Raw genomic sequence first — 25992 nt, forward strand, 5'->3', positions numbered from 1 at the left:
AACCAGTAATTCAAATTATTTTTAAACTTATCAAATAAAACCCAACTCAATCAATTTAACCAAGTCATTGTTTTATCAGAAGTTTTAATCTTCATCACCGCCGATGGATGTGCATTCTACAGCATTTTTGATCCAACGCAACACCCTTTTCCATTTATTTTTATTTTTTCATTACGTTTGTTTATTTATTCTACTAAATTAAGTTTTTTTTTACTATTTTTTGAGCATAAAAGGGACAATATTTCCATATTTGTCCGTTAATTTATCTTTTTCATTCTTTTCTTGCCATTTTAAAGCTCGACAATCTACATATTCACAGTAGCCACCCTCTCCACACTCGATTTCGTCGTTGATTTTGATTTGATAGTTAAAGCTTCCTGCATAGCCCGCCCCTAGTCCAAATTTAAAATCTCCACGACTCTGCGCTTGTACATGTATTTTCATTTTGTCATTTTGGTAAATCCATTCAAATTCACGTGGCAAATACATTTTTTGCAAATTCGGTGTTTTAACCACAGGATAAACGCGCATGACTTTAAAGAACACGCCTTGATCCGCCATGAACACTTGCTGCTGATTTAAATCTCTTAGATATAAACGTGAACTCAAAATATTGTTATAACGGTCTCGCGTTTGCATAAAGATGATTTGACGCTGTCGGCTGAGGTTGATTACCTGGTGGGTATAAAACGCTAATGGTAAATATGGAAACTTGCGTATTTGTGCATAAGACAAAACCGCCAACTGATTTACATCATACATCTGGCCCTGAAATTTGATTTGCCCTTCACATTGGCACATCACCGACCAATATTCAGCAAGACCTAATCTCAACTTAATTAAACACGAAGAAATATCGGTAGTTTGCACGGACAAATATAAACTGAGTTCAGTATCTTCTCGATGGATTTGAAATACCGCTCCATCCCAACCAATCTGCTCTTTATCTCTAAATTTAAAGACGGTATCACTCAGACTACAGTCGTCTTTGATGGAATATGATTGTAATTGCCCAACCATATGACCGCTCACACTGGTCAATACTGTGGCTGTATTGAGTTCGTCTTGTTGAATGGACGCAGGATTTTGAAAAGCGGGAATCTGAGGCTGCCCAAGCCAACTCATAAAGTTAAGATAATGTAAGGGCGCAGGAAGATTCGGTAGACAAAGTCCATAATGGACTGAAGGATAAGGCGTATTCGGCGCATGTAAATTTATTTTTTTATGTTGTAAATCTGGAGCTTGATTCAATCGTCTTGATTGATCCAAGAAATCTTGAAATATCTGCATATCAAGCTCCTTTTCATTTTTATTTCATGTTTTATCTCATGCTTCAGCCTTTTTTGCCATTAAGGTTGTGACAAAGCCAGACAATGCATAAATTACTGAAATAATTAAAATACCCATTGGAATATTATACGTTACAGCAGCTAAAATGAAGACTATGATTGGCAACACCGCAAATGGAACACGGCGACGATCCACAGTTTTAAATGAATAGTATTTTACATTTGAGATCATCAATAGACCCACTGCAATAATCACTACCGCATTAAAAATCTGAATACCTGTTTCGCGTAAGTCGAAGACCGCAGGGATATCCATACCTACCCATACCAATGAAATAATCATAACGGCTGCGAGTGGACTTGCAACACCAATAAAATAACGTTTATCGACAACCCCAATTTGTACGTTAAAACGTGCCAAACGGAAGGCTGCACATGCGGTGTAAACAAAACATGCTGCCAGGCCAATACGGCCTAAGTCATTTAGACTCCAGCTATACATTAAAATGGCAGGTGCAACACCAAATGCTAGCAAGTCCGACAACGAGTCAAACTGTTCACCAAAAGGACTTTGTGCGCCGATAGCACGTGCGACACGTCCATCCAAACCATCAAATAATGCTGCAAGGAAAATGGCATAAATGGCTTGTTGAAACTCACCATTCATACTGGCAATTATTGAATAAAAGCCGGATAACAACGCTGCAGTTGTAATCAAGTTTGGCCACAGATAGATCCCACGACGTTTCACTTTATGCCCTTCATGGGTATGCTCCTCTTCTTCAACTTCAAATGTAATGCCATCAAATGCATTTTCATCCTTTGAAGAAATTTCCCGCTCAGGTTTATTTGTATTTGTCATTGTTCGATCCTAACTGTGACCTTTCTTTTTCAAGTTTAAAATTATTCGCCAACCAACCAACGTACGGCTGCATGACCACCATTTTCATTCATACGAAGATGTGGGAACAACCATTGTAATGCTTCGTCCGCATCTTCAGAGAATTTCCAAGGTGGGTTAATCACCAATAAACCACAACCATTTAGACCGACTGGAGTGTCATCTGGCCATACACAAATTTCGCAAACCAACTGACGACGAATGCCGGTTTTGTACATTTTCTTTTCAAAACGTTCAATCATCGCGCGGTCTTTAATTGGATACCATACCGCAAAAACGCCTGTCGGCCATTTTTTATAAGCAGCCACCAACAATTCTACAAGCTGTGGAAAATCTTTACGTTCTAATTCGTAAGGCGGGTCAATCATGACCAAACCACGTTTTTCTTTTGGTGGAATTACAGCCAGTAAACCTTCGTAAGCATCACGCTCATGCAAGCCTGCACGTTTATCAAAAATATTGTGGCGCAATTGTTGGAATACATCGCGCTGCATTTCAAAAATCGTTGCCTTATCAGTTTCACGCATGCCTTCAAGTGCGAACCACGGAGAGCCTGGATAAGCGCCTTTGCCAAAGTTTTCACGCATTTTTTCAACAACTTTTAAATATTGTTGAACTCCTTCAGGTGCATTACGTTTAATCGAATCATCAAGCTTAACTAAACGATGAATACCATTTAAAAACTCACCTGATTTCTGTGCTTCAGAGGTCGAAAGATCATATTTACCTGCACCACCATGTGTATCTACATAGCGATAAGGTTTATCTTTTGCATTCAGTCGACTTAATAACTGAAGCAGCAAAACGTGCTTCATCACGTCGGCAAAGTTGCCTGCATGGAAATGGTGACGGTAATTCATGTTTCTTTAATTCCTAATATCAACGGACATTTTAGCATGAAAAATAGTTTCATTCCGATGCTATTCTTGCTCTAGAATACGTCACCTTTTTTTCCACAACTTTATGGATCGTATATGGAAACAGCCTTTCTCCCAAAGTCTTGGCCGGTTGATCAAATCCTCGATGATTTAGATCAACACGGGTTTAGCATTATTGATGACGCTTATCCTGCTGAATATATACATGCACTTGTTGAAGAATGTATGTCAAATTTGAATAAATTTAGGGATGCAGCCGTACAAAATGGGGTCATCAGTAAAATTAGAAGTGATCATATTTTATGGATTAACGACACATTAGATGTCGCACAAGAACACGTTCAAGCCTTAGAACATTTATCAGAACAATTTAATCGCGCATTTTTTTCTGGCATTCACGAAGTCGAAGCACATTTTGCTTGTTATAACGCAGGTGAGTTTTATGCACTACACAAAGATAATCCTCAAGGCAAAAATGGACGTGTCATTTCAGCGGTTTATTATTTACATGAATATTGGCAAGCCGACTGGGGCGGTGAATTGCGCTTACAAGATAAGAATGATGTTTGGCATATTTTACAACCTAAACCGAATCGCATTGCGTTATTCCAAAGTGACCTATTACACGAGGTACTCGAAGCAAAACATCAACGTTTATCGATTACGGCTTGGCTACGTAATGACAACTCGATGTGGTAATTCGAGATTCCTCCTTTAAATCCCTTAAACTATCCTCATATATGAGTCATTCATAGATGAGGATGTACCCGATGCGTCAAAACAGTCATAAAATTATTCAGCGTATTGGCGAAACCGATCAATTATTTCTACAAGGCAACAGCCCTGAACTTGCCCTTGAGCGTGCAGACTTACGCCTGCAATTGGTTAATTTAAGTAAGAACCATCAAGAACAAGTGTATTTTCTGCAAGAAGCCATTGTTCTACTTGAGCAAAGCCGGATTGAATTTGAAGAAATGCCGATTGAGCTATACATCAATTTGTCTGTACATTTAGCCAAAGCTTATATGATATTTTTTGAAATTACCCAAGAGCAGCGCTATGCCCTGATTACCCAGCAGATTATGAAACCGATGTCCAAAGCTGAACATGGCGACATTTACTTCTACTTGGCCTATGCCTCTGCGGTAAAACAGGAACCTGCGTTAACCCGCCACTGGTTAAATAAATACTGCAAATCTCAAGAATTCAAACTGACCACATTACTTGAGCATCCTGCATTTAATCCATATCGCCAAGAAGATTGGTTTGCAGAGTTACGCCAAAGCAAACTGCACTAAATAAAAAAACACCTCTGAGGAGGTGTTTTTTTATTTCTGGAAAAATGAAATCTATGCCGGCTGCAGCTTATATGCATCCATATGCAACTGTTGATTCAGCTCATCAATCCATATAGCCCAATCATCATCTTGTACTAAATGACTGATTAGAAAATCACGCTGCGCTTTATTCCAAAACGGCGCATCATGTAAATTTTCACTTGCAGCAAGCTGATGCGTACGCACGTATAATTCGATCGCAGCTGGACTGCTAGCTAACCCCAATTGAGAAAACAATAAAGCTAAGGATGGTTTATTTTGATTGAGCATCTCGCCCTCCTTATCAACTAATCTGTCATTTATTATTTAATTAACTTATATGATGAAGCTAAAAAAACCTAGCGTTAAAACTAGGTTTGTTGTTTCAAATTGTATTTAGATTTTGCATGATCCGGAAAGCTTATATTCTGTATGCAATTGTTCATTTAAAATATCGACCACTATGGCCCAGTCATCATCTTTTTTCCAATGACTGATAATGAAGTCACGCTGTGACTTCGTCCAAAATGGCGCTTCATGCAATGGAACATCCATGGTGATTTGATGCGTTTCGATAAATTGATCAATGCCTTCCGGACTTGCATCTAACCCCAATTGTTCAAAAAATAGTTCCAACGTCGGTTGTTGATCAAACATTGCCGTTCTCCTCAAGCCAAAAACATTTCTTCCACTTCATAGTTATCTGTTTAATTGACTTTGTCAGTTGCAACTACATCTCAACGTGTTATTTTTTGTTCAAAACTTAAGCTTGGTATTTTTCGCAGGCCATAAAAAAGCACCCCAAATGGAGTGCTTTTTTTTATAATTTAATTTAAAAAATTAAATTATTTAACCATGTCAGCAACTGCTGCACGTTCTTCTTCAAGCTCGTTTAGAGTGACGTTGATACGTTCACGGCTGAATTCGTCGATTTCAAGACCTTGAACGATTTTGTATTCGCCATTTTCACAAGTTACAGGGAAACCGAACATTACGCCTTCAGGAATACCATAAGAACCGTCAGAAGGAATACCCATAGTTACCCATTTGCCGTTTGTGCCAAGAGCCCAATCGCGCATATGGTCGATTGCAGCGTTTGCAGCAGAAGCAGCAGAAGAAAGACCACGCGCTTCGATGATCGCAGCACCACGTTTACCAACAGTTGGAAGGAATACGTCTTTATTCCAAGCAGCATCGTTGATTTTGTCTTTTAAGCTTTCGCCGTTTACATTTGCAAAACGGTAGTCAGCATACATTGTTGGAGAGTGGTTACCCCAAACTGTCATGTTTTCGATGTCAGAAACTGCAACACCCGCTTTTTGAGCAAGTTGAGTTAACGCACGGTTGTGGTCAAGACGTAACATTGCTGTGAAGTTTTTCGCTGGAAGATCTGGAGCAGATTTCATTGCGATGTAAGCGTTAGTGTTTGCAGGGTTACCTACAACAAGAACTTTAACGTCACGGCTAGCAACTTCGTTAAGTGCTTGGCCTTGACCGATGAAGATTTCACCGTTTACTTTAAGAAGGTCAGCACGTTCCATACCAGGACCACGTGGACGTGAACCTACAAGAAGAGCGTAGTCAGCATCTTTGAATGCAACTTTAGGATCATCAGTACCGATCATACCTTCTAAAAGAGGGAATGCGCAGTCATCAAGTTCCATCATTACGCCTTTAAGCGCTTGTTGAGCTTTCTCAACTGGAATTTCTAATAATTGAAGGATAACTGGTTGGTCTTTACCCAACATTTCACCGCTTGCGATACGGAATAATAAGCTATAACCGATTTGACCAGCTGCGCCAGTAACGGCAACACGAACTGCTTGCTTCATGTAATTATCTCCAATTGAGGAAGGTCATAATGATTAAATAGCTGTTCTATCTAATCTTAATAATCATAAACGGCAAAGATTGTACTCCAATCTTTTGACGCTTGCATGTAAAAGAGAATGCTTTTCAACAAAAGTATGATAGGAAATATAAATAAAATGCCGAAAAAAGCTTAGAAAGAACCTTTAATTATGAAAGTTGCAGGACAATTTCCGACAATAGTCGTAGGGCAACTTTTATACTGACCATTGTTTTTATAGCAAATTTTAATCTCAGTCAGTAGGCTGCCACCACGGGTTTGCATACAGTTAAATGCAATACTTTGGGATACCAATCCGCTGTTCATACGCAACATTTTATTACGCAAGACATTGGCTTGAATGGATTGGGTTTCTTGGCTAGTCAATTCATCTGGAATTTTTAGCTTATCTGCATGATTAATAATGGTTCTGAAATACTGGCTGGCATTCATTGGGACACAGCCGCCGGTAGTGTGCCAAAGCGCCACGCGAGCATTTTCATCAGGCATAATCCGTGCAACCACTTTGGCTTGCAACGGAGAAAGTTTAGCTGAACTATTGGTGGTGCAATCACGGGTAGAAGTTTCTGGATATAGGCCCGTGATATTGAGTGAATACCCTTCCAGACATTTACGTTTTTTACTTTTTAAAGGATCATAGGCGCAAACAGCTGGCACCATTTGTACATCCATCACATAGCCATTAACCACGGGTGCTGCCGAAAGCACAGACATACCAAAACCTGCACCAATGCCGATGAGCAGTGATGTCAGTATTCGATAAACAGGTCTAATGTTCAATTCGGCATTCATTATTTACCCATATTGCGCCTTAAAACAGGCGCATTGCTTTAATGCTTATTGCGCATTCCGTAATGGAATCATTTGCATTCGTTTTTCAATCGATTGCGGCCCCTGACCCAATAAAAGGCCGTAATGGGTTGCATTGGTCATCACATGTTTTACATAGTCTCGAGTTTCCGTTAATGGAATCGATTCCGTATATTGGTCCGCTGCAATCGCTTGATACTCAGGCTGCCAGCGTCGAGCACGATTTGGACCCGCATTGTAGCCTGCAGTCGCTAATACTGGACTATTACTCAATTGACGTTGAATCATTGATAAATAGAAAGTGCCATAACGGATATTGGTATTCATATCCGTTAATGCAGCGGGGTTATAACTCTCCCCCATCTGACGAGCCACCAATTTTGCGGTGTCTGGCATAATTTGCATTAAACCACCGGCACCGACATGTGAACGTGCGCTAGTGACAAACCGACTTTCTTGACGAATCAAGCCATAAGCCCATGCAGGGTCAATCCCTGCATTACGACTATGACTCACCACATAATTTTGATGCGGCATAGCATAACGTAAAGCATAATTGTGCTGTTTAGTGGTTCGATCTGCCGCATAAATCGCCCGATCATACCACCCCATATCGGTTGCACGTTTAGCTGCGGCAAGAATCATGCCATCATCATGCTTTAAATAGGCTTGACGCACCGCCCAGTTCCATTCACGGTTAATATAGCTGTCAGATGCATTAATATTGCGCAATGCAAAGGCACGACGGAAGTGAATATCCTGACTGAGACGCTGCGCATCTTGTGACGAAGGCTGCACATTTGACGGAATATTGTTATAAGACTGACCAATTTTGTCACGTGCTAACAAATTATGGTAATCATCGCCAACGGCAAGCTTGCGATAAATTTCTTTTGCCGCACGTTTAGATGAGGCATCTCCACGTTGTTCAGAGGCGCGTGCTAACCAATATTGCCAACGGTCTTCCTGCTTTTGCGAAACGCTCATCGCATCAATTGCACGAATGACACTTTCCCATGCGCCAAAACGAATGGCTTGTCGCGCATAAATCTCGGCTTCTTCTGCACTAAAAGGCAGTCCATAACTCAAATCAAGATAATTTAGAACTTCACGGTTGAAATTATTTTTCATTACCGTTGTACCACCGATATACCCGACACTACGGTATAGGGCTTTTTGTACATCGGCTGGTGTGCCTTCTGCTGCACGTTTCACCGAAGAAATCGCGCCATTTAAGTCGCTATCGGCCAAGCGACCCATCGCATAAATCAGGTATGCATGATCTTCAGCTGTGGCTTTGGGTGCAGACCATAAATAATTCAGTGGATTGGCTTGAATGGTGTTGAGTTGCGATAAATTAATATTCACGCCAATGGTTTGCGCAGTCGCAATCGCTTGTCCTGACTGACCCGCTCTTAACTGTCCCCACATCCGTTGATGGCGGTCATCTTGAGTCATTAAAGGACTCGACAGCATCATACGGCCCAAGCCCGTACACGAGTCAGGTTGTGAGTTTGTGGTCAACCATACATCTTTAAATTCTGCGTAAACCAGAGGGTCGCCCGACTTTGCGCGGACTTGAGCCATGGCACATGTTTCAGCACGGTCAGCATTAGTCACATATTGCAAGACAGGCTGTGCTGTAGCGAAATCAGCTTGTTTGACTTTTTCTTCAACATAATCTGCGGCTAATTTTTCTGCCATTGCCGAGTTTGGATAGCGCTGTGCAAAATTAATTATGGCACTTGCAGGTTGTGAAGCCAAATTGTTATTCAGTAACCAATATTCTGGATAATAACCCAAAACGTCATTTTGCATGGATGATTGGTATTGTTGTAATAAACTAATATTGCCTGCATTCGCAGCACGTAAAGCATCGTTAAACTGCTCATCTGCGGCTTGGGCAAACGCAGAAATTCCGGAGAGCCCGACACTCAAAGCAAGTAATTTAGCGTAATTTTTCTGTTTAAAATTATGTTTTAACATCCACTTGCCTTCTTTCATGTCATTCTGCTCAGTTACAGCACATCGAACTTTGTTTAGGAATTAGTTTAATAATTCTAAACTCTGCATTGTGTTCTGTTATGTAACCTTATGATTAGCCAATATTAATTTTCAAACATTTTTGCTTCATAAATCAATATGGCAGAGTTGTCATTTTAAGCTGTAAGTTTCTAGTAAATTACTGCTAAAATATTGCCCATTCTTAAAATCCCCTTTTTGACCTCCGCAGCTGCACAATTCAATTGATTGAATTGTCTGTCAGCCACGTATGGTTATTGATTTTCATAAAATTCCTTTAGGAGCCTACATGACGGTTCAAACCTTCATCCCCAATAGTGCCCAAGCTGCCCCAGATAACACTGTTACCCAGCCACAGCACACCCCAGCTCAAGATGGAACAGTGAAAAAACTGTACATCGAAACGCAAGGGTGTCAGATGAATGAGTATGACAGTCAACGTATGGGCGACCTTTTAGGTGATTCTCACGGCTATGTGCTGACAAGCGATCCAAAAGAAGCGGATATTCTCCTGATGAATACCTGCTCTATCCGTGAAAAAGCACAAGAAAAAGTATTTTCTGAGTTAGGCCGCTGGCGCAAACTGAAAGAAAAGAATCCTGATCTTGTGATTGGTGTCGGTGGTTGTGTGGCATCTCAGGAAGGTGACAACATTCAAAAACGCGCACCGTATGTAGATATGGTGTTTGGTCCACAAACCTTACACCGTTTACCGCAAATGCTGGATCAACATACTGAGCAAGTGGTCAAACCAAAAAAAGAAAAAATTCAGTTGGTGGATATTTCATTCCCTGATATTGAAAAATTCGACTTTTTACCTGAACCGCGTGTAGAAGGGTTTAAAGCCTTTGTCTCGATTATGGAAGGCTGTTCTAAATACTGTTCATTCTGCGTAGTTCCTTATACCCGTGGTGAAGAGGTTTCTCGCCCACTCGATGACGTATTGGCTGAAATTGCCACTTTAGCTGAAAAAGGCGTACGTGAAATTTCATTACTCGGCCAAAACGTGAATGGCTACCGTGGTGAAACTTTTGAAGGGGAAATCTGTACCTTTGCAGACTTATTACGTTTAGTTGCTGAGATTCCAGGGATTGGTCGTATTCGTTACACCACATCGCACCCGCTTGAATTTAATGATGACTTGATTCAATGCTACCGTGACTTACCGCAAATGGTTTCTCACTTGCATCTACCAGTTCAAAGTGGTTCGAATGACGTGCTACAAGCCATGAAACGTAACCACACGATTGATGTATATATCGATAAAATTGCTAAATTACGTCAAGTTCGCCCTGATATGCATTTATCTAGCGACTTTATTATTGGCTTCCCGGGTGAGACTGACGAAAACTTCGAAGAAACTTATCAATTTATCCAAGATATGGACTTCGATCATTCATACAGTTTCATCTACTCAAAACGTCCGGGTACTCCTGCCTCAGAACTTGAAGACACAACCCCTGAAGATGTGAAAAAAGAACGTCTTGCAAAAGTTCAACAATGGATTAAACAATCCAGTATCGATAAAACTGATGCAATGCTTGGGACCATTCAACGTGTCTTGATTGAGTCTGTTTCAGACAAAGATCCGAACTTGCTGATTGGTACTGCAGACAATACACGTTTGGTTAGCTTTATCGGTGATCCTGCATGGGTAGGGCGTTTTGCAGAGATTGAAGTGACCGATATTAAAACTTTGAAGTTTGTTTACGGTGAACTCTTGAATCTTGAGCCTGACGTGGCGTAATGTAAGCTTAATCGTCAGACCAATTTAAAGGAATTCTCTTGACTGCAGCGATTCGACGTACTGTAACTTTTGCTGGTATTCCACTTGACCGTTTACAAAGCATGCTCGGTGCCTATAACGGTCATCTCAAACAAATTGAACAACGTTTAGATGTCAAAATTTCTCATCGTGCAGATGCTTTTTTTATCGATGGGGAAATCGATGCGGTAGAGAGAGCCGAAAGTCTCCTTCACCGTCTTTATGAAGAGTCCGAAACCAATCTACAGATTAGTGCGGACATTTTACACATGATGATTCAAGGCAGTCAGACTGACCGCGAAATTCAGGAAGATTTTTCTGAAAATGAGCATACCGGTTTAGACAATGTTTATCTACAAACCCGTAAAGGTCGGATCAATCCACGTGGTGCCAATCAAAAACGCTATGTACAGCGTATTTTACAAAGCGATATTTCATTTGGTATCGGCCCAGCGGGTACAGGTAAAACTTATCTCGCGGTCGCCGCTGCTGTAGATATGCTAGAACGTAACGAAATTCAACGCATTTTATTGGTTCGCCCTGCGGTTGAAGCCGGTGAAAAATTGGGTTTTTTACCCGGTGATTTGAGCCAAAAAATTGACCCTTACTTACGTCCGCTATACGACGCTTTGTATGAAATGCTCGGTTTTGAAAAAGTCGCTAAACTAATTGAACGTCAAGTGATTGAAGTTGCACCACTCGCCTACATGCGTGGTCGTACCTTAAATCATTCTTTTGTGATTTTAGATGAAGCACAAAACACCACCCCTGAACAAATGAAAATGTTCCTCACCCGTTTAGGTTTTGGTTCTCGTGCAGTAATCACGGGCGACATTACACAGGTCGATTTACCTCGTGGTCAACAATCTGGTTTGGCACATGCCTTACGTGTGATTGAAAAAATCAAAGAAATTCATATTACTCGCTTCCACTCTCGTGATGTGGTACGTCATCAATTGGTTCAAAAAATTGTTGAAGCCTATGAGGGATGGGACAGCGAACAACATCGCCTTACAGCTGAACAACGTGCAGAACGTAAAGCACGTCAGGAAGCCTTGGTGGCGGACAATGATGCTAAAGCTGATGGGCAGCATCAAGACGAAAACATTTAAGGATTCATTTTGAAACTTAATCTCTCCTTGCAGCAAAATTTTCAGTCACCTGAATTGGTGGTGAAACGTGCGCATATCAAAAAAGTCGTGGAAACGGCTTTACGTCATATCGATACACAAAGTGATTGTGAGATCGGTATTGCATGTGTGGACAATGACGAAAGCCACAAATTGAACTTGGAATATCGTGGTAAAGACAAACCGACTAATGTGTTGTCTTTTCCAAGCGATCTCCCCGATGAAATGGCTGCAGTTTTAGACTCATTTCCGATTGGCGACTTGGTGATTTGTATTCCTGTGGTTCTTCGTGAAGCACAAGAACAAAGCAAAGCACCCCTGACCCACTTTACGCATATGCTGGTACACGGTACGTTGCACCTCATGGGCTATGACCATGAAACCTCTGATGAAGATGCTGAAGAAATGGAAGCGTTGGAAATCGAGATTTTAGCCAAATTGGGTTTTGATAACCCTTATCTGGAAAGAGATTAAGAACCAAAAAAGCGAGCTCCGGCTCGCTTTTTTTATCGTCATAAAAAACAAGGAAGGAAAGATATGCAATATGTCGTGATTTTTAAAGCACGCATTCGTACGCTTGATGAGCTGTATTTTTCGACTGCACAGCAGCTTAGAGACAAAGCCTTGACACACTTTAACTGTCAACATTTTGAAGCGCTGACAGAGGGTGAGCATGAAATCGCCCTTTCCTACTGGAATACATTAGAAGACATTCGAGCTTGGCAACAAGATGCACAACATCTGGTCGCGCAGCAATTGGGGAAAAACCAATGGTATGCGAGTTTTAGCGTCGAAATCTGCGAAGTTTTGCGACGCAATCACAACTGATTAACGCACCTCAAACTCTGCTTCTGCAGGATCGAAGCGCCAAGTACGCACAATACGAAGTTCTGAGATGTCTTTCATTTTGGCATCAAACAAACCAAAAGGTGCCGCCTTACGCACAGAGGTTTTTGCTGCTTCATCCAATAAACTTGAACCTGAACTTTCGATCAAACGAATGGCACGAATCCCGCCATTACTGTTCAAAATAACCATTAAACGTACTTCACCGCGTAGCTGTTGCTGTTTTGCCGCTTCAGGATAATAACGGTTGCCATAAAACTCGACTTTTTCGCGGAATTTTTCCATATAAGCCGCAGAAACATCTTGCTTGGCTTGAATACCATCAATGGTTTTAATTTTTTGCTGACGGCTAAAGTTTTGCTGACGTTGTAAATATTGGGCTTCGATACTCGCCACCATCGCAGCCTTGGCCTGAAACTGACTATTCAACTCCTCAACGGCTTTTTTACGACTGTTTTCTTCAGCTTGTTTTTGCCAACTCAAAGTTGTCATCAACACTTTATCTTCAAAGCTGAGTTCTTTCTTTTGTTGCAGTTGTTCTAAAGCTTCACTTTTTTGCTCACCGGCTTTTTGTTCGATCATCGGTGCAGGCATGTCACTCGACATACGATGTGACTCACGGAATGTCCCTGAGCCCTGCTGATCGGCTTGTGCTAAAAAGTCTGCATGTTCAATTTTTTCCGTCGTAGAACGTAAAGAAACTGCAATTTCTTTGGTGTTATAATCCGCCTCTTGGGGCATGGAAAATTGCATGGTTAAAAAAGCCAAATGCAACACAGCAGCAAACGCCAATGCAGTTGCAAATATGGGATCTTTCCACCACTCTTTCATCAAGGGCATGAACGTTATTTTTTTCAGCATCACATTAAACCGACAATTTGCCGCATTCCCCAAACTGCTTAAAACAGTATAAAATAAAACTCGTATTCATTTTTTGATGAAAACGAGAAATCCATCAACACATAGATAATGCACAATTAAAATCATGAAAATGGTGCAATTTATTTTGCTAAACTGCAAGATCAAAACCTTGTGTTTTTATAGAAATCGACAAGATAAACATCGTTAAAAAACATAATTTGTCAGGATGCACTTCTTATGCAAACGCTAGTTTCCAATATCGCTAAACGTATACGCCAAGTGTACCAAAAAGCTGAAGGATTTATTGAAGATGAGCGTGAATTCCCAATGTCTCAAGTGTTTTTAAATGCGACATTTCAGCGCTTTGTGACCGATAATGTGAAAATGCTCAAAGACTTGCATGCTGACCTGCATGATGACTGGCTTCGACTGTATGCCACATTGGATTATAACGGGCTGATCATAACACTCTCTGTTGATTTAAAACTGGTACAGATGGAACTCAACAAACAAACCCAATTGATCGTATTTGAACAAATTAGTGATACACAAGTGATTGAAGCGAAGTATCCAAATGTTCTGTATAAGATGGGCGTGCGCATGGCGTTATGGTTCTATCAAAAAGTACTCAACCAAGATCCATTGGGTATGATTTTGGAAAAGCTCAATGTGATCAAAGTTAAAGATGATTTACTGTATTTAGACCTGAATCGCTGGCTCGGTAAAAGTCGATCGATTATCGACACATTGGGCAAAGTCCATGTCAACCATGCTGTTTTACGTGAGGCCGAATTGGTGGTGATTGGTAATGTTAATTTAACCGCATTGTTCACCAAGATGTCGCAAGAACGGATAGAAGACTGGGATGACTCAAATTTAAAAGACGATGAAGTCACGCCAATTAAGCAAAAGGAAAGCTAGACTTATCCTGTACTTAGATATCTTGAGCCTATAAAACGCTACACAACATATACATTAGGCACGGATTTGCGACGAGATTCTCCACAATCCAGCCGCATAATAAACATATCAGGTGGTTTAGCCCACCACACTTCTATTGAATAGGAAAACCATACTTATGGCACATTCAGTTTTGAAAAATTTAGGTCTTGTTGCTGGGGTATCGACTACACTGCTTTTGACTGGTTTCTCAAGTCAGTCATTTGCCATGAGTCCATTCCAAGCCAACTACCAATTTAACTACAACGGCAAAAACTTGGGTTCTGCAACACGTACCCTAAAACAATCTGGGAATAACTGGACCTATGTTTTCGCAGCAAAAGCTGGTGCGATGGCCTCTGCAACTGAAACCAGTCGTTTTAGTTTAAATGGCAGCCAAATTCACTCGAACAGCTTTAGCCGCAGCAGCAAAATTTTGGTGCACAACAACACCATGAATATTAATTTTAATGCTGGCGCAAAAACCATTAACACCAAAAAAGATGATAAAGCGCGTTCATTTGCGTGGAAATCAGGTGTGTTAGATGAACTCAATGCTGAATTGCAAATTCGTGAAGATTTAAAAAATGGTGGTTTGAAATCGAATTACTACATTGCCGATGCCAAAGAGGTTGAAGCTCGTAAGTTCGTGAAACAAGGCACTGAAAAAGTGAAAACCACTTATGGAACTTTTGACACCGTTAAAGTGGTGATGCGTCATGACAAACCAGGCCGTCAAACGACTTTCTGGTTAGCACCAAAACTAGATTATCTACCTGTCAAAGTTTCCCACCAAGACAATAAAACCTCTTACGGTTTATTGTTAACGGGCTATAAAGGTGCAACAAATTAATTGATTTGATCAATTTCGCTTGCATTTTTCACGGTGCTTTTTAAAATACGCTTTTGCTTTAAAAAGCACCTGCCCCTCGAGGATTCTCCCGTGCACGCTCTGGAACAGAAAATCTTAGCTGAAGGTATCGTTCTCTCTGAAGAAGTTCTGAAAGTCGATTCTTTCCTGAACCACCAAATTGACCCTGTGATGATGCAGCAAATTGGTCAAGAATTTGCCCGTCTTTTTAAAGATGCTGGCATCACAAAAATCATTACGATTGAAGCATCAGGTATTGCACCTGCAGTAATGGCTGGTCTTGAACTTGGTGTTCCTGTGATTTTTGCACGTAAATATCAATCTTTAACCTTAAAAGATGATTTGTATCGCTCAAAAGTGTTTTCTTTCACAAAACAAACTGAAAGCACTATCGCGATTTCTAAAAAGCACATCAATGCTGAAGATAAAGTTTTAGTGATTGATGACTTTTTGGCCAATGGTCAAGCTGCTTTAGGTCTTGCAGATCTTATTCATCAAGCAAGTGCTGAAGTATTGGGTATCGGTATCGTGATTGAAAAATCATTCCAACCTGGTCGTGATATTTTGCTTGAAAAAGGCTATCGCGTTGAATCATTGGCACGTGTAAAATCACTGGCGAATGGTACAGTTGAATTTGTTCGTGACTAAGTTTGCGTTCAAAAGAAAAAAAGAACACATCAGGTGTTCTTTTTTTTTTGCTAAAAATTTGCGATTAAGGTGACATACAGCGCACTTTTTAACGCCTTAGTTACAAGCAGACAAAACATCGGTGTGCAAAACTCGATAAAATTCAGGAAAATCGTCACATTTGATCGAATGGGTCAACTACTCATCTGTCAAATTACATTATGCTGCACCATAAATTCGGCCACTTTATTTTTTAAGGCTATGGAAAGTTATGAATACAGAAGATCAAAACATGGAACCGACAATTAAATGTCCAAAATGTGGATCAACCCATATTGAAAAGCGTAACCATGAACAAAACTTACAAAAAATTGGTGGGGTCTTACTCAGTGGTGCAGGAACTGCTGCAGGGACTGTCGGTGGTGCGGCATCTGGCGCATCTATTGGTGCTGCGATTGGTGGCGTGACTGCTGGCCCACTTGGCGTGATTATGGGCGGAACCATCGGGACTTTTGTTGGTGCAATTAGCGTCGGTATCACAGGCGGTTTTCTCGGACACCGTTTTGGTAAAAAAGCCGGCGTGATCGTCGATCAAAATATTTTTCTCGACTACCAATGTTTAGATTGCAAACAGCGCTTTGAAATTGAGCAACAGCCTGAAGACGCTGCAAATACTTCGGATCAAGACTAATTTCGAAATTAAAAAAGAGCGCATCAGCGCTCTTTTTTTATAGGTTATTGTTTTTCTAATATGTATTTCTAGTCTATTGAAATGCTATTCGAAAACCATGGCGAATCAATTATTTTGAAACATCAGTTAAAGATTTTGAGTCCACTTTAATTTGATCTTGTTTCGCTAAAAATTCTTTTTCTTCGGCTTTTTCTCTTGCCGGAAATCCATACTGTATAAACTGGCATTGCCGTACACAAGGAAGATGCAGCCAATACGGAACACAGGAAAGTCATTAGAAAATTAACAATAGACATCACACACCCTAAAGAAGAAATTTAAATACAAATCATGTAATCAAAAAATAAAAATAACGCGCCCAAAGACAGAGCAATATTCGACTCGAAACCATCACTGAGCAGGCTGTATTTAAAAACTTTCAATATATTGTTGATATCATTTATTTTTAATATTTCAGGAATAGTTCGACAGATTTATTTTTATATTTTGGTCGGTATACAACGACATAAATAAAAAGACGTCACACGTAAATAAAGCAAGAAAAGTGCAATATTTAAGCCTTTTCTTGCCCGTTCGCTACAAAGTTAGCGCAACTTCCTAGAGCAAGTAAGTATCAAATCAACTTTTTGACGACTTCGCCTAGGCGTTTACCCAGCTCTTCACACAAGTTACGCTCATCTTGACTCAATGACTGATCATGGCGTGGACCACTGACATGGCTTGCACCATAAGGTGTACCACCCGTTTTGGTATTCGATAATGCAGGATGGGCATTACTTAAACCCATAACCATCATTCCGTGATGAAACAAAGGTGGCAGCATGGTCAGCAAAGTACTTTCCTGTCCCCCATGCATTGAACCTGAACTGGTAAACACACAGGCAGGTTTACCATGTAATGCGCCATTGAGCCAAAGCGCTGTGGTTTGATCCCAGAAATATTTCATTTCCGACGCCATATTACCAAAACGTGTTGGCGAACCAAGGGCTAAACCTGAGCAATGCGCTAAGTCATCTAAGCTACAGTAAATATCGCCTTCGGCAGGAATACTGGGCTGCACGTCAGTCACCACAGCGGATAAATTTGGAACGGTTCGTATTTTTACCGCCATTCCAGACGCTTCAATTCCATTGGCAATCAAATGTGCCATCTCACGTGTTGAACCATATTTGCTGTAATACAGCACTAGTACATAAGCTTGCGTCATTTTTATAAATTCAATGAAAAAAGAAAACTATACGGTATTTTTCCTATTTTTTGGTTAAGCTAAGTGATGAAAATTGCATAAACATGACTAAAATAACTCGAGACTTGAACGAATGATCGAAGCATTTTTAAAAAAACTTCCCTTTTACGACAAGAAATGGTTTCAGTTTGTTTTATTTGTCATTCGACGTTTTGAAGCCGATCGCTGCCGTGAACAAGCAGGATCATTAACCTATACCACCTTGTTTGCAGTGGTACCCATGTTGACCGTATTCTTGGTCATCATCTCCTCAATTAAAGCTTTAGAACCTGCTCGTCAACAGCTTCAACAATTGATTTATAGTAATTTCCTACCGAAAACGACAATTGCTTTTGATAAAGCACTGAATGCATTCACCGATAAATCCAGTAACCTGACTGTTATTGGTGTACTGTTTTTATTCATTACCACAGTTATGATGCTGACCAGCATTGAGACAGTATTTAACCGAATTTGGCGGGTGCGTGAGACACGTGGCGGCATTATTGGCTTTATGCGCTATTGGACTATTATCTCATTAGGCCCAATCTTACTGGGTAGCGCATTTGTTGTGTCATCTACCTTGGCCTCTATGAATGTCCTCAGCAATAATTTTGCCGGCTATGAACTGGATGGGGCTTTTCTGCTGTGGATCTTGTCTTTTTCATTGACCATTTTAGGTTTTTTCATTCTGTATTGGACGATTCCCAACCGCAGTGTGCCGATTAAGGCGGCGTTGATCGCGGGTGTCTTTAGTGCCGTGGTATTTGAATTACTCAAAAACCTCTTTGGTTTTGTCATGTCAAATTTCACCAGTTATCAAATCGTTTACGGTGCTTTTGCTGCAGTGCCAATTTTCCTGCTTTGGATATTCCTTTCATGGAATATCGTACTGATTGGGGTAGAAATTAGTTATGCACTGACAGCTTTCAATTCGGGCAACGACCAAAAACGTCATCCTGTTATTATGTTGATGGATTTGCTTGAATTATTTTATAAAAAGCAAAAACTCGGTCAGAGCGTGACAGAAAAAGAAGCGCTTGAGGTTTTAGGGCGTGATGAAATCGGCCGCCTGCCAAGCTATATTTTATTGTTTGAAGAGCAACACCTGATTAAACGTACAGATGATGATCATTATGTTTTAGTTCGTAATTTAACCCAAGTGGACTTTTGGAGTTTTTACAGTAAGCTGCCCTATCCGCTCCCTAAACGGCAAGATTTAGGTCGCGTCGATCCAGATGATGTTTGGATGGAAAAAATTGGGCTGCAACTGGTCGAATCGGATGATTATCTCGCGGCCAAACTCTCGATTCCACTTGCGACTATTTTTGAAAAAAAATAAGCGTAAATAAAAAAAGGAGAGCCGTAGCTCTCCTTTTTTATTTATACATGATCTTAGGTCGCTGTGCGCTGACGTCCCATCAATTTAGACAACCACCGATGCAAGGTTACCGTCATCACTCCGACCATTACTAAGGCCGTCCCCAAGATAAAATTCAGTTCAATCGTTTCGTTTAAGATCAATACGCCAAAGACCAGTCCAAAGATTGGGGTAAGGAATGAAAAAACGCCCAGACCATTGGCCAGATATTTACTTAACAGCCAAAACCAAAGCATCAGGCTAAAAAATGAAATAATGAGCACATGAAAAATCATACTGCTGATGGACAACACCGTCCAATGTACAGTCATTTGTCCTGTCAGCCACGCCACGGGTAATAAAAATACACAACCACCAACCAACTGATAAAACAAGGTCTGAGTCGGAGGTGCATCAGAGAGTTTGGTGAGTCTTAATGAAATGGTGGTCAAGGCCCACATCACCCCAGAAAGTAATGCCATCGCATCACCCAACAGGGCTTGAGTGTTGACTGTAGTACTACTTTCACGTCCCATAAACGACAGTACTATTCCTGAAAAGGCAATAAAAATACCGACCCATTGGATCGCTGTAAGCTTTTCTTCAGGCAACTTCCAATGTAAACCTAGTGCCACGAATATCGGTGCGGTATAGAGCAAGACAACGGTATGTGATGCAGAGGTATAGTGCAGGGATTCTGCCACTAAAATAAATTCGGCTGAAAATAAAAACGCCAACCAGATACCCGGCAGCAAGTATTCTCGAGTATATAAATGTGTCCCCGGCTTAAGACGAATCAGTGGAAAGACCAACAGCGCAGCCAAACCCGATCGGATGGCAATTTGCATGATCGGCGCAATATCAACCGCGGCCAATTTCAAAATGACCTGTTGAATCCCTAAAATCATGCACAAAATAATCATCAAACCAGAAGCTTTTGCATCTAGCGCCTTACGCTGTTCCACACTATTTACTCGACAATACGATAAGCAACACTATAGAACTGTCAGAAATAAAATATATACTTCAAAATAGACAAGTGATCTTCTTATTCAGGCAAAATTTTTCATGCGTCATAAAGCTCGTGCAGATCATACGCAGTTGCAACAACTTCCCACCAACGATGAAATTCAAGCAGCACTGTGGATCAGTTTTCGTGACGATCCTGCACTGTCTGTTTATCCCGTTCATGGACATGCTTGGGGCGAGTTTGTCTATGCCTTTAATGGCGTAATGGAAGTGAACATCAACCAGATAGACTATATTACCCCACCACCTTATGGCATTTGGCTTCCCCCACACTTAGAACATAGTGGTTTAAATCGTACTGCAGTTTCACATGGCACCTTATATGTACATGAATCTCTATGCACCCACTTGCCGAAACAACCGGGGATTTTACTCAGCTCACCTTTAGTTACAGCGATATTCAGCCATTTGCGTCTGTTGCATCAACAAGCCGATCTCATGGAAAATACGGCCGAGTATCAACGCTTACTCCATGTGATCTTAGATCAACTGCATCAAGCCAAACTGGTCAGTAGTTATTTACCGCATTCGGATCACCCTGCCCTCAAACAGCTGCTTGATTATTTACATCAACATCCTGCAGATCAGAGCGCGCTTGAGCAATTGGCACAGCGGATAAATATGACGGAACGTACTCTTGCGCGTTATTGTCAAAAAGAACTTGGGATGTCCCTGCATGAATGGCGACAACGTCTCAAAGTCATGAAAGCCATGTCCATGCTCAACGCAGGCCAAACCGTCGAAAATATTGCCTTAGAACTTGGCTATGCCAATGCCTCAGCGTTTATAAATATGTTTAAAAAATGGATGCTTTGCACCCCAGATCAGTTTAGGAAATCCGCTTTAAAGCCCTAAATGTGTTTAAATTTAGCTATAAGTGTCTCTATAAAGTGATTCAACAATCCGTTAAGATCAAAAAATCCACGAAGAATGATAAAGACTCCATTTCGAATGAATAAAAAAACCATTTTAGCGCTGTGTTTATCTGCCGTATTTTTAATGGCTTGTAGTTCCAAAGAACAGCGTGAATTTAAATCCGCGCTCAAAATAGCTCAAAGTGGTGATGCGACTGCGCCAATGAAAGTGGGTGATTTATACCTCAGTGGAACGGGAACAGAACAAAATATCGAACAAAGTGTACATTGGTACAAAGCTGCTGCGGATCAAGGCATTACGGACGCATTCGCATGGTTGATGACTCAAGCCTATCAAGGCAACCCACATGCAGATCAAGTGATTCGAAAGATGCAGCAAGATGGCAATATTTTCCTTGCACACTGGGTGCTAGACCTTGCAAAAAAGACTCATGATCCTGCTGCTGAATATACCGTTGGTTGGATGTACGACACGGGAAAAGGCTTAATTCAAGATAAGCACCAAGCGCAAATTTGGTATGAAAAAGCTGCCAACCAAAAGAATGTCGAAGCGATCAAAGTCTTGGGAAATCAACATTATTTTTCTGAACATCCTACGTCTACACCCGACAAAGCAGCTGAATATTTAAGCTATGCCGCAGAACAAGGGCAAGATGCTGACGCGGCGATGAAAATGGCACATTATTATCATTATGATATTCGAGATGGTGAAAAAGCGCGACAATGGTATGCCAAAGCAGGTGCATTGGGAGACACCGACTCACAGCATATGGCCGAGACCTATGAAACATGGAAAGACACCGGCCCTTTACAACCGAATGAGCCACCGCAATCAAGCAGCACTGAATAGATCAATCAAAAAAAGGCTGCATTAAGCAGCCTTTTTTGTATTTCGTTCACAGATTATTTGACAAAAGTTGTCCAAACAAAATCCTGATTTTTGCCTTTCAGGGTCATTTTCAACTGCTCACCTGACTGTAGTGCCGCAACACCCGCAGGCGTACCCGTCATGACCACATCACCCACTTCAAGACTAAATACTTGGCTAATATCGGCCAGTAATGTACCCACATCAAAAATCAGCAATGCAGTATCACCGTTCTGACGCAGTTCATCATTGACATGCAAGGTGTAATGCACATTTTTCCAATCTTGAACCACCTCTTGGACATCGACCCAATCCGCAAGGATACAAGAACCATCATAAGCTTTGGCACGTTCCCACGGCTGACCTTTTTTCTTTAAGTCATCTTGTAGATCACGCAAAGTCAGATCTAGGCCCAAAGTCAAAGCTCCAACTGCTTCTAAGGCTTTGAGAGGATCAGTTTCAGCCGATAAAGGACGATCAATACGTAAACTTAATTCGCATTCATAGTGACAACTGCCCCATGCAGGATTCCATGAGATGCCTTGGTCTAATGCGGTTAATGCACTTGGCGGCTTCATAAAAAGTACAGGACGGTCAGGAATTGCATTGCCTAATTCTTTGGCATGATCTGCATAACTACGACCGACGCAAACAATTTTAGATGGACGTGACTGCATACTACTCCCTCTTTTGTTATGAATAGATTGTCTTAGTGTTGAAAAGTATTGCTAAAAGTCGCTTGGTCCGCAGTATTTTTAAATGCACTTTTCGGCACAATAATCACGGTTTTATTTTTCAGTTCAAGCATATAGGTCAATTTGCCTTCAGCAAAATTGGCCACTTCAGCATAATGAAAGACATTCTTACGACCATTGGCATGAATTTCTGCATAGTCTTGAAATAAATCAATACCTTGTTCACTTTTGCCTAATTGGTATTTTACAAACTGGCGTTTAAACATCATCGGTAAAAACCAATAACGCATGATGCCTTGAAGGAGTAAAAAGAAAGCACCCAGACCAACATAGTAGGCACCGACACCATTTACACCTAGGTAAAAACCCCAGATGATAATCCCAAGGCTAATGGCTGGCGTTAAAAAACGCGTAAATTGCTTTTTGCCAAAAGTTGCTAGTGCAAAACCATCCTGTGATTCTTCTAGATTTAAAAAATAGCGCAGCGATAATGCAGGTAGATTCTCAGACATAAGCGTATGAATATTTAAAAATGAATTGCGCTAAATACTACACCACAATTCAAACTTGCTTCATGCTTTTTAATGGTCGGTTGTAACACTTCACTACTTCCCTTCCCTCTAGAAATACGTTAAAAACAGCAACAAATAAAAGATTGCATACGCAGGATGTGACATGCAGATAACAAAAATAATCATGGTACTGGTGTTTCTGAGTGGACTGAGCATATCGACCAGTTGGGCCAAATTCGTTCAATGGCAACCCCAAATTCCTAGTAGTTTGGACTTGTTTAATGGCAATGCCAAAGCCTTGGCCAATCTTGCTGGTGATCACATCGTGATTTTTGCGCATCCCTCACAACAGATTAGTTTGCCCACGATGAAAGGAGGCCAAAAAGTCGTTGGTAAATTTCAAAGTGCCGCTGTGGTTGTCCCAACCAACAGCAAAAATGTGGCGAGATTACTCAGTAATTATCCAAACTATGCCGGCTTATTTCCCACGCTAAAATCTGCTGAGGTTTTGCAACAGCAAGGTTCAACCAGCCAAGTTGAATATCGCATCCATATTCCAACACCAATTCCGGTTTTAAACTTTAAAGAAACCGTGGTGATGCAGCACCAAATTGATCACAACAGCATTAATAGTTTGGTTCTGCAAGCACCAGTGCCCTTTGGTGCAGGAAAAATTGAATGGTTTGAGATCGATGCACAACACACATTGATTAGTGTGACCCAATGGGGCGATTTAAATCAGCCTAAAGGTTTTTTGTTTAGCAAAATATTAAATGCCTTACCCGATGCCAAATTAGGGATTCCTGCGGGAACCAATGGTTTTTTACTGGAATCATTACAGCGCCGATTTAAAGCCTTTAGTAGTGAAACTCTCGCTGCAAATCAATTGCCTGAACTCAAATTAAATGCCTCCCAACTCGACAAAGTCACCCAATTAAGTCAAAGCTCGAAAGAACCTGTGTCCTTTATTTTGGCAGCGCAGCGCGTTCCCTTTGGGCAAAATTATGAATTGATGCGCTTTAGCACCAGTTTTCAATATTATGCACAAGAGCCTTCGAGCTTACAGCGCTGGATTAATGTGTCTTCGTTCAAGCACTTATTTCCAAGACAAGTTAAACATATGCAAGTGCAGAAAATTAATCCGCACCTCATGGATGCCGACTATAAAATTTCGGTGGGTTTAGGCGTGATCAATATTCCCTTTGATTTTAAAATGCGTTTTAACTACCCAGACTTACTGCAAAATCAATATACCGCAACCGGTGGAGACCTAAAGTTTGTCCGAGGTGCAATGCATATTCGCCCCTTACAACAAGGATCGTTATTACAATTGACCAGTGCGGTGAAGATTGATGACAAAGCACCGTTTTTACTTCGCGCCATGCGCAGTATGCCGTATCACGACATGTTGCCGGCTTTAGGCGGAAATACGGTCTTTGCACTCAAAGTTAAACAGAAGTTAAATTAGAACCTTGATTGATGAGCTGAATTTATTGGTTTTAGCTATATTTTAGACACAAAAAAACCGCAACATGTGCGGTTTTTTCAATCTTGATCAAGTTGGTGCGCTCAGAGAGATTCGAACTCCCGACCCCTTAGTTCGTAGCCAAGTGCTCTATCCAGCTGAGCTATGAGCGCGACGTCTTGATGAGGCTCATTATACGTGATTTTTATTTTTTGTTAAGAGCTTTTTCATATAAATTTAACCAAACGCACAGCAAATAAACAATTACCCTTTAAACACGCTAAAAATCAGCTAGATTTACTTTTTTAATGGCTTTTGCATCACAAGTTTGGAATTTAAACTTAGCAATACTCATGTATAAATGCTCAAGATAGATAACAAATCTATCGACATCATTGAGTCACTGCTTTAACTCACTCAATTCTTTTTTAAACTTAGATTTAAAAAAATTGCATCACTATGAATATCTGAAAAAAGGGTTATCTATAGAAGATAAGCAAAATTGAAATTTACTGATGGGTTGTCTTATGACAAAAGATTTTTTTTATACAATCCAAGCAAAAGACAAAAGACAAAAGACAAAAGACAAAAGACAAAAGACAAAAGACAAAAGACAAAAGACAAAAGACAAAAGACAGCTATATCAAAGCGATAAATCACAAGCACAAAAAAACCGCAACATGTGCGGTAATTTGTTCAAGTTGGTGCGCTCAGAGAGATTCGAACTCCCGACCCCTTAGTTCGTAGCCAAGTGCTCTATCCAGCTGAGCTATGAGCGCGTAACTTGTGTCGTCTTAAAAGACTACGTTTTCAGATTTACTTATTGGTGCGCTCAGAGAGATTCGAACTCCCGACCCCTTAGTTCGTAGCCAAGTGCTCTATCCAGCTGAGCTATGAGCGCGACATAAGTAAATCGTGGCGGTGAGAGAGGGATTCGAACCCTCGATACAGTTGCCCGTATGCATCCTTAGCAGGGATGTGGTTTCAGCCACTCACCCATCTCACCGTAACGTGCCGCCATAATACAAAGATCATGATACGACTGCAAGCACAGTCGTTATATTTTTTTCATTTTTTTACTCAATTAGATATTTTTTAAACGATTTTCAAAAAATTAGCGCAAAATTAGTTCAGCACGCGCTGCTAT

General features: G+C 40.8%; 28 protein-coding genes and 4 tRNA genes. 15 read left to right on the forward strand and 17 right to left on the reverse strand.

What is annotated here, in order from left to right; genetic code table 11:
• Window positions 1-213: 213 nt before the first annotated feature.
• The 3 genes from FTU13_RS03235 to FTU13_RS03245 are packed head-to-tail and all read right to left on the reverse strand — an operon-like array spanning window position 214 to window position 3050.
• The gene (locus FTU13_RS03235) at window positions 214-1290 is read right to left on the reverse strand and encodes a DUF6670 family protein (RefSeq protein ID WP_180103033.1); all 1077 of its coding nucleotides are present in this window, start codon (window positions 1288-1290) and stop codon (window positions 214-216) included.
• Window positions 1291-1326: 36 nt separating this feature from the next.
• Complete coding sequence (gene pssA / locus FTU13_RS03240) at window positions 1327-2151, reverse strand: CDP-diacylglycerol--serine O-phosphatidyltransferase (RefSeq protein ID WP_078192422.1); 825 nt, start codon at window positions 2149-2151, stop codon at window positions 1327-1329.
• Between the two features lie 41 nt (window positions 2152-2192).
• On the reverse strand, window positions 2193-3050 hold the full coding sequence (locus FTU13_RS03245; protein WP_180106962.1) for a 23S rRNA (adenine(2030)-N(6))-methyltransferase RlmJ: 858 nt from the start codon (window positions 3048-3050) through the stop codon (window positions 2193-2195).
• 114 nt (window positions 3051-3164) lie between these two features.
• Here FTU13_RS03245 and FTU13_RS03250 point away from each other — a divergent pair, with 114 nt between their 5' ends.
• Both FTU13_RS03250 and FTU13_RS03255 read left to right on the forward strand, forming a co-directional pair.
• The gene (locus FTU13_RS03250; RefSeq protein WP_180126785.1) at window positions 3165-3767 is read left to right on the forward strand and encodes a 2OG-Fe(II) oxygenase; all 603 of its coding nucleotides are present in this window, start codon (window positions 3165-3167) and stop codon (window positions 3765-3767) included.
• Between the two features lie 71 nt (window positions 3768-3838).
• Window positions 3839-4366, forward strand: a complete 528-nt coding sequence (locus tag FTU13_RS03255; RefSeq protein ID WP_180035684.1) for a hypothetical protein — start codon at window positions 3839-3841, stop codon at window positions 4364-4366.
• A gap of 51 nt (window positions 4367-4417) precedes the next feature.
• On the opposite strand, the gene FTU13_RS03260 is transcribed toward FTU13_RS03255, so the two are convergent.
• From FTU13_RS03260 to FTU13_RS03280, 5 genes are all read right to left on the reverse strand, one after another.
• Window positions 4418-4675, reverse strand: coding sequence for a DUF2789 family protein (locus tag FTU13_RS03260; RefSeq protein WP_078189234.1), 258 nt, complete (start codon window positions 4673-4675; stop codon window positions 4418-4420).
• 105 nt (window positions 4676-4780) lie between these two features.
• The gene (locus FTU13_RS03265; RefSeq protein WP_180126787.1) at window positions 4781-5041 is read right to left on the reverse strand and encodes a DUF2789 domain-containing protein; all 261 of its coding nucleotides are present in this window, start codon (window positions 5039-5041) and stop codon (window positions 4781-4783) included.
• 188 nt (window positions 5042-5229) lie between these two features.
• Entirely contained in the window at window positions 5230-6216 is a 987-nt protein-coding gene (locus tag FTU13_RS03270; protein WP_078192426.1) for a malate dehydrogenase, read from the reverse strand.
• Between the two features lie 170 nt (window positions 6217-6386).
• On the reverse strand, window positions 6387-6968 hold the full coding sequence (locus FTU13_RS03275; RefSeq protein WP_257226719.1) for a ribonuclease I: 582 nt from the start codon (window positions 6966-6968) through the stop codon (window positions 6387-6389).
• Window positions 6969-7091: 123 nt separating this feature from the next.
• Window positions 7092-9068: a lytic transglycosylase domain-containing protein gene (locus FTU13_RS03280; protein ID WP_180126792.1), complete on the reverse strand. Its 1977-nt coding sequence runs from the start codon at window positions 9066-9068 to the stop codon at window positions 7092-7094.
• Window positions 9069-9375: 307 nt separating this feature from the next.
• Here FTU13_RS03280 and miaB point away from each other — a divergent pair, with 307 nt between their 5' ends.
• The 4 genes from miaB to FTU13_RS03300 all read left to right on the forward strand — a co-directional run bounded on the left by miaB (window position 9376) and on the right by FTU13_RS03300 (window position 12809).
• The gene (miaB, locus tag FTU13_RS03285) at window positions 9376-10833 is read left to right on the forward strand and encodes a tRNA (N6-isopentenyl adenosine(37)-C2)-methylthiotransferase MiaB (RefSeq protein ID WP_180126794.1); all 1458 of its coding nucleotides are present in this window, start codon (window positions 9376-9378) and stop codon (window positions 10831-10833) included.
• 38 nt (window positions 10834-10871) lie between these two features.
• Complete coding sequence (locus FTU13_RS03290; RefSeq protein WP_180103026.1) at window positions 10872-11963, forward strand: PhoH family protein; 1092 nt, start codon at window positions 10872-10874, stop codon at window positions 11961-11963.
• 9 nt (window positions 11964-11972) lie between these two features.
• Window positions 11973-12455: an rRNA maturation RNase YbeY gene (ybeY, locus tag FTU13_RS03295; RefSeq protein ID WP_078192431.1), complete on the forward strand. Its 483-nt coding sequence runs from the start codon at window positions 11973-11975 to the stop codon at window positions 12453-12455.
• Between the two features lie 63 nt (window positions 12456-12518).
• A complete protein-coding gene (locus FTU13_RS03300; protein ID WP_111885943.1) occupies window positions 12519-12809 on the forward strand; it encodes an antibiotic biosynthesis monooxygenase in 291 nt (96 codons plus the stop codon).
• On the opposite strand, the gene FTU13_RS03305 is transcribed toward FTU13_RS03300, so the two are convergent.
• Complete coding sequence (locus tag FTU13_RS03305) at window positions 12810-13667, reverse strand: energy transducer TonB (RefSeq protein WP_213032932.1); 858 nt, start codon at window positions 13665-13667, stop codon at window positions 12810-12812.
• A gap of 258 nt (window positions 13668-13925) precedes the next feature.
• On the opposite strand from FTU13_RS03305, the gene FTU13_RS03310 reads away from it, so the two are divergent.
• The 4 genes from FTU13_RS03310 (at window position 13926) to FTU13_RS03325 (ending at window position 16816) form a co-directional block, all read left to right on the forward strand.
• Complete coding sequence (locus FTU13_RS03310) at window positions 13926-14609, forward strand: hypothetical protein (protein ID WP_078192433.1); 684 nt, start codon at window positions 13926-13928, stop codon at window positions 14607-14609.
• 157 nt (window positions 14610-14766) lie between these two features.
• Window positions 14767-15480: a DUF3108 domain-containing protein gene (locus tag FTU13_RS03315; protein WP_078192434.1), complete on the forward strand. Its 714-nt coding sequence runs from the start codon at window positions 14767-14769 to the stop codon at window positions 15478-15480.
• Window positions 15481-15570: 90 nt separating this feature from the next.
• Window positions 15571-16146: a xanthine phosphoribosyltransferase gene (locus tag FTU13_RS03320; RefSeq protein WP_078189246.1), complete on the forward strand. Its 576-nt coding sequence runs from the start codon at window positions 15571-15573 to the stop codon at window positions 16144-16146.
• Between the two features lie 271 nt (window positions 16147-16417).
• Window positions 16418-16816, forward strand: a complete 399-nt coding sequence (locus tag FTU13_RS03325; RefSeq protein WP_180127020.1) for a hypothetical protein — start codon at window positions 16418-16420, stop codon at window positions 16814-16816.
• Window positions 16817-17429: 613 nt separating this feature from the next.
• Here FTU13_RS03325 and wrbA read toward each other — a convergent pair.
• A complete protein-coding gene (gene wrbA, locus FTU13_RS03330) occupies window positions 17430-18023 on the reverse strand; it encodes an NAD(P)H:quinone oxidoreductase (RefSeq protein WP_180021639.1) in 594 nt (197 codons plus the stop codon).
• Between the two features lie 112 nt (window positions 18024-18135).
• On the opposite strand from wrbA, the gene FTU13_RS03335 reads away from it, so the two are divergent.
• A complete protein-coding gene (locus FTU13_RS03335) occupies window positions 18136-19383 on the forward strand; it encodes a YihY family inner membrane protein (RefSeq protein ID WP_180126796.1) in 1248 nt (415 codons plus the stop codon).
• Window positions 19384-19436: 53 nt separating this feature from the next.
• Here the strand turns inward: FTU13_RS03335 and FTU13_RS03340 are convergent, their stop codons facing one another.
• Window positions 19437-20366: a DMT family transporter gene (locus FTU13_RS03340; RefSeq protein WP_180126798.1), complete on the reverse strand. Its 930-nt coding sequence runs from the start codon at window positions 20364-20366 to the stop codon at window positions 19437-19439.
• Between the two features lie 103 nt (window positions 20367-20469).
• Here FTU13_RS03340 and FTU13_RS03345 point away from each other — a divergent pair, with 103 nt between their 5' ends.
• Both FTU13_RS03345 and FTU13_RS03350 read left to right on the forward strand, forming a co-directional pair.
• Entirely contained in the window at window positions 20470-21285 is an 816-nt protein-coding gene (locus FTU13_RS03345) for a helix-turn-helix domain-containing protein (protein ID WP_180121484.1), read from the forward strand.
• Window positions 21286-21381: 96 nt separating this feature from the next.
• Window positions 21382-22155, forward strand: coding sequence for a tetratricopeptide repeat protein (locus FTU13_RS03350; protein WP_180126800.1), 774 nt, complete (start codon window positions 21382-21384; stop codon window positions 22153-22155).
• 53 nt (window positions 22156-22208) lie between these two features.
• On the opposite strand, the gene FTU13_RS03355 is transcribed toward FTU13_RS03350, so the two are convergent.
• Both FTU13_RS03355 and FTU13_RS03360 read right to left on the reverse strand, forming a co-directional pair.
• Entirely contained in the window at window positions 22209-22850 is a 642-nt protein-coding gene (locus tag FTU13_RS03355) for a fumarylacetoacetate hydrolase family protein (protein ID WP_180126802.1), read from the reverse strand.
• Window positions 22851-22882: 32 nt separating this feature from the next.
• On the reverse strand, window positions 22883-23380 hold the full coding sequence (locus tag FTU13_RS03360; protein ID WP_180126804.1) for a YcxB family protein: 498 nt from the start codon (window positions 23378-23380) through the stop codon (window positions 22883-22885).
• A 163-nt stretch (window positions 23381-23543) separates the two neighbouring features.
• Here FTU13_RS03360 and FTU13_RS03365 point away from each other — a divergent pair, with 163 nt between their 5' ends.
• Window positions 23544-24848: an SRPBCC family protein gene (locus FTU13_RS03365; RefSeq protein WP_180126807.1), complete on the forward strand. Its 1305-nt coding sequence runs from the start codon at window positions 23544-23546 to the stop codon at window positions 24846-24848.
• A gap of 93 nt (window positions 24849-24941) precedes the next feature.
• Here the strand turns inward: FTU13_RS03365 and FTU13_RS03370 are convergent.
• Window positions 24942-25018, reverse strand: a tRNA-Arg gene (locus FTU13_RS03370).
• 354 nt (window positions 25019-25372) lie between these two features.
• Here FTU13_RS03370 and FTU13_RS03375 point away from each other — a divergent pair.
• The gene (locus tag FTU13_RS03375; protein ID WP_180126809.1) at window positions 25373-25585 is read left to right on the forward strand and encodes a hypothetical protein; all 213 of its coding nucleotides are present in this window, start codon (window positions 25373-25375) and stop codon (window positions 25583-25585) included.
• Here FTU13_RS03375 and FTU13_RS03380 read toward each other — a convergent pair.
• From FTU13_RS03380 to FTU13_RS03390, 3 genes are all read right to left on the reverse strand, one after another.
• A tRNA-Arg gene (locus FTU13_RS03380) sits at window positions 25548-25624 on the reverse strand. The genes FTU13_RS03375 and FTU13_RS03380 overlap by 38 nt on opposite strands.
• Before the next feature lie 45 nt (window positions 25625-25669).
• Window positions 25670-25746, reverse strand: a tRNA-Arg gene (locus tag FTU13_RS03385).
• 15 nt (window positions 25747-25761) lie between these two features.
• Window positions 25762-25851: transfer RNA gene (locus FTU13_RS03390), tRNA-Ser, on the reverse strand.
• Between the last annotated feature and the right edge of the window lie 141 nt (window positions 25852-25992).

This window comes from Acinetobacter sp. YH12064 (assembly GCF_013419735.1).
GTDB classification, from domain to species: Bacteria; Pseudomonadota; Gammaproteobacteria; order Pseudomonadales; family Moraxellaceae; genus Acinetobacter; species Acinetobacter amyesii.

Coding starts and splice junctions, on each gene's coding strand:
- FTU13_RS03355 (WP_180126802.1), bottom strand. CDS start 22,850: ATGCAGTCACGTCCATCTAAAATTGTTTGCGTCGGTCGTAGTTATGCA.
- FTU13_RS03360 (WP_180126804.1), bottom strand. CDS start 23,380: ATGTCTGAGAATCTACCTGCATTATCGCTGCGCTATTTTTTAAATCTA.
- FTU13_RS03250 (WP_180126785.1), top strand. CDS start 3,165: ATGGAAACAGCCTTTCTCCCAAAGTCTTGGCCGGTTGATCAAATCCTC.
- FTU13_RS03305 (WP_213032932.1), bottom strand. CDS start 13,667: ATGCCCTTGATGAAAGAGTGGTGGAAAGATCCCATATTTGCAACTGCA.
- FTU13_RS03235 (WP_180103033.1), bottom strand. CDS start 1,290: ATGCAGATATTTCAAGATTTCTTGGATCAATCAAGACGATTGAATCAA.
- FTU13_RS03315 (WP_078192434.1), top strand. CDS start 14,767: ATGGCACATTCAGTTTTGAAAAATTTAGGTCTTGTTGCTGGGGTATCG.
- FTU13_RS03280 (WP_180126792.1), bottom strand. CDS start 9,068: ATGAAAGAAGGCAAGTGGATGTTAAAACATAATTTTAAACAGAAAAAT.
- FTU13_RS03255 (WP_180035684.1), top strand. CDS start 3,839: ATGCGTCAAAACAGTCATAAAATTATTCAGCGTATTGGCGAAACCGAT.
- FTU13_RS03365 (WP_180126807.1), top strand. CDS start 23,544: ATGCAGATAACAAAAATAATCATGGTACTGGTGTTTCTGAGTGGACTG.
- FTU13_RS03275 (WP_257226719.1), bottom strand. CDS start 6,968: ATGTCTGTGCTTTCGGCAGCACCCGTGGTTAATGGCTATGTGATGGAT.
- FTU13_RS03310 (WP_078192433.1), top strand. CDS start 13,926: ATGCAAACGCTAGTTTCCAATATCGCTAAACGTATACGCCAAGTGTAC.
- FTU13_RS03300 (WP_111885943.1), top strand. CDS start 12,519: ATGCAATATGTCGTGATTTTTAAAGCACGCATTCGTACGCTTGATGAG.
- FTU13_RS03350 (WP_180126800.1), top strand. CDS start 21,382: ATGAATAAAAAAACCATTTTAGCGCTGTGTTTATCTGCCGTATTTTTA.
- miaB (WP_180126794.1), top strand. CDS start 9,376: ATGACGGTTCAAACCTTCATCCCCAATAGTGCCCAAGCTGCCCCAGAT.
- FTU13_RS03375 (WP_180126809.1), top strand. CDS start 25,373: ATGACAAAAGATTTTTTTTATACAATCCAAGCAAAAGACAAAAGACAA.
- FTU13_RS03270 (WP_078192426.1), bottom strand. CDS start 6,216: ATGAAGCAAGCAGTTCGTGTTGCCGTTACTGGCGCAGCTGGTCAAATC.
- wrbA (WP_180021639.1), bottom strand. CDS start 18,023: ATGACGCAAGCTTATGTACTAGTGCTGTATTACAGCAAATATGGTTCA.
- FTU13_RS03260 (WP_078189234.1), bottom strand. CDS start 4,675: ATGCTCAATCAAAATAAACCATCCTTAGCTTTATTGTTTTCTCAATTG.
- FTU13_RS03335 (WP_180126796.1), top strand. CDS start 18,136: ATGATCGAAGCATTTTTAAAAAAACTTCCCTTTTACGACAAGAAATGG.
- pssA (WP_078192422.1), bottom strand. CDS start 2,151: ATGACAAATACAAATAAACCTGAGCGGGAAATTTCTTCAAAGGATGAA.
- FTU13_RS03265 (WP_180126787.1), bottom strand. CDS start 5,041: ATGTTTGATCAACAACCGACGTTGGAACTATTTTTTGAACAATTGGGG.
- FTU13_RS03245 (WP_180106962.1), bottom strand. CDS start 3,050: ATGAATTACCGTCACCATTTCCATGCAGGCAACTTTGCCGACGTGATG.
- FTU13_RS03345 (WP_180121484.1), top strand. CDS start 20,470: ATGCGTCATAAAGCTCGTGCAGATCATACGCAGTTGCAACAACTTCCC.
- FTU13_RS03325 (WP_180127020.1), top strand. CDS start 16,418: ATGGAACCGACAATTAAATGTCCAAAATGTGGATCAACCCATATTGAA.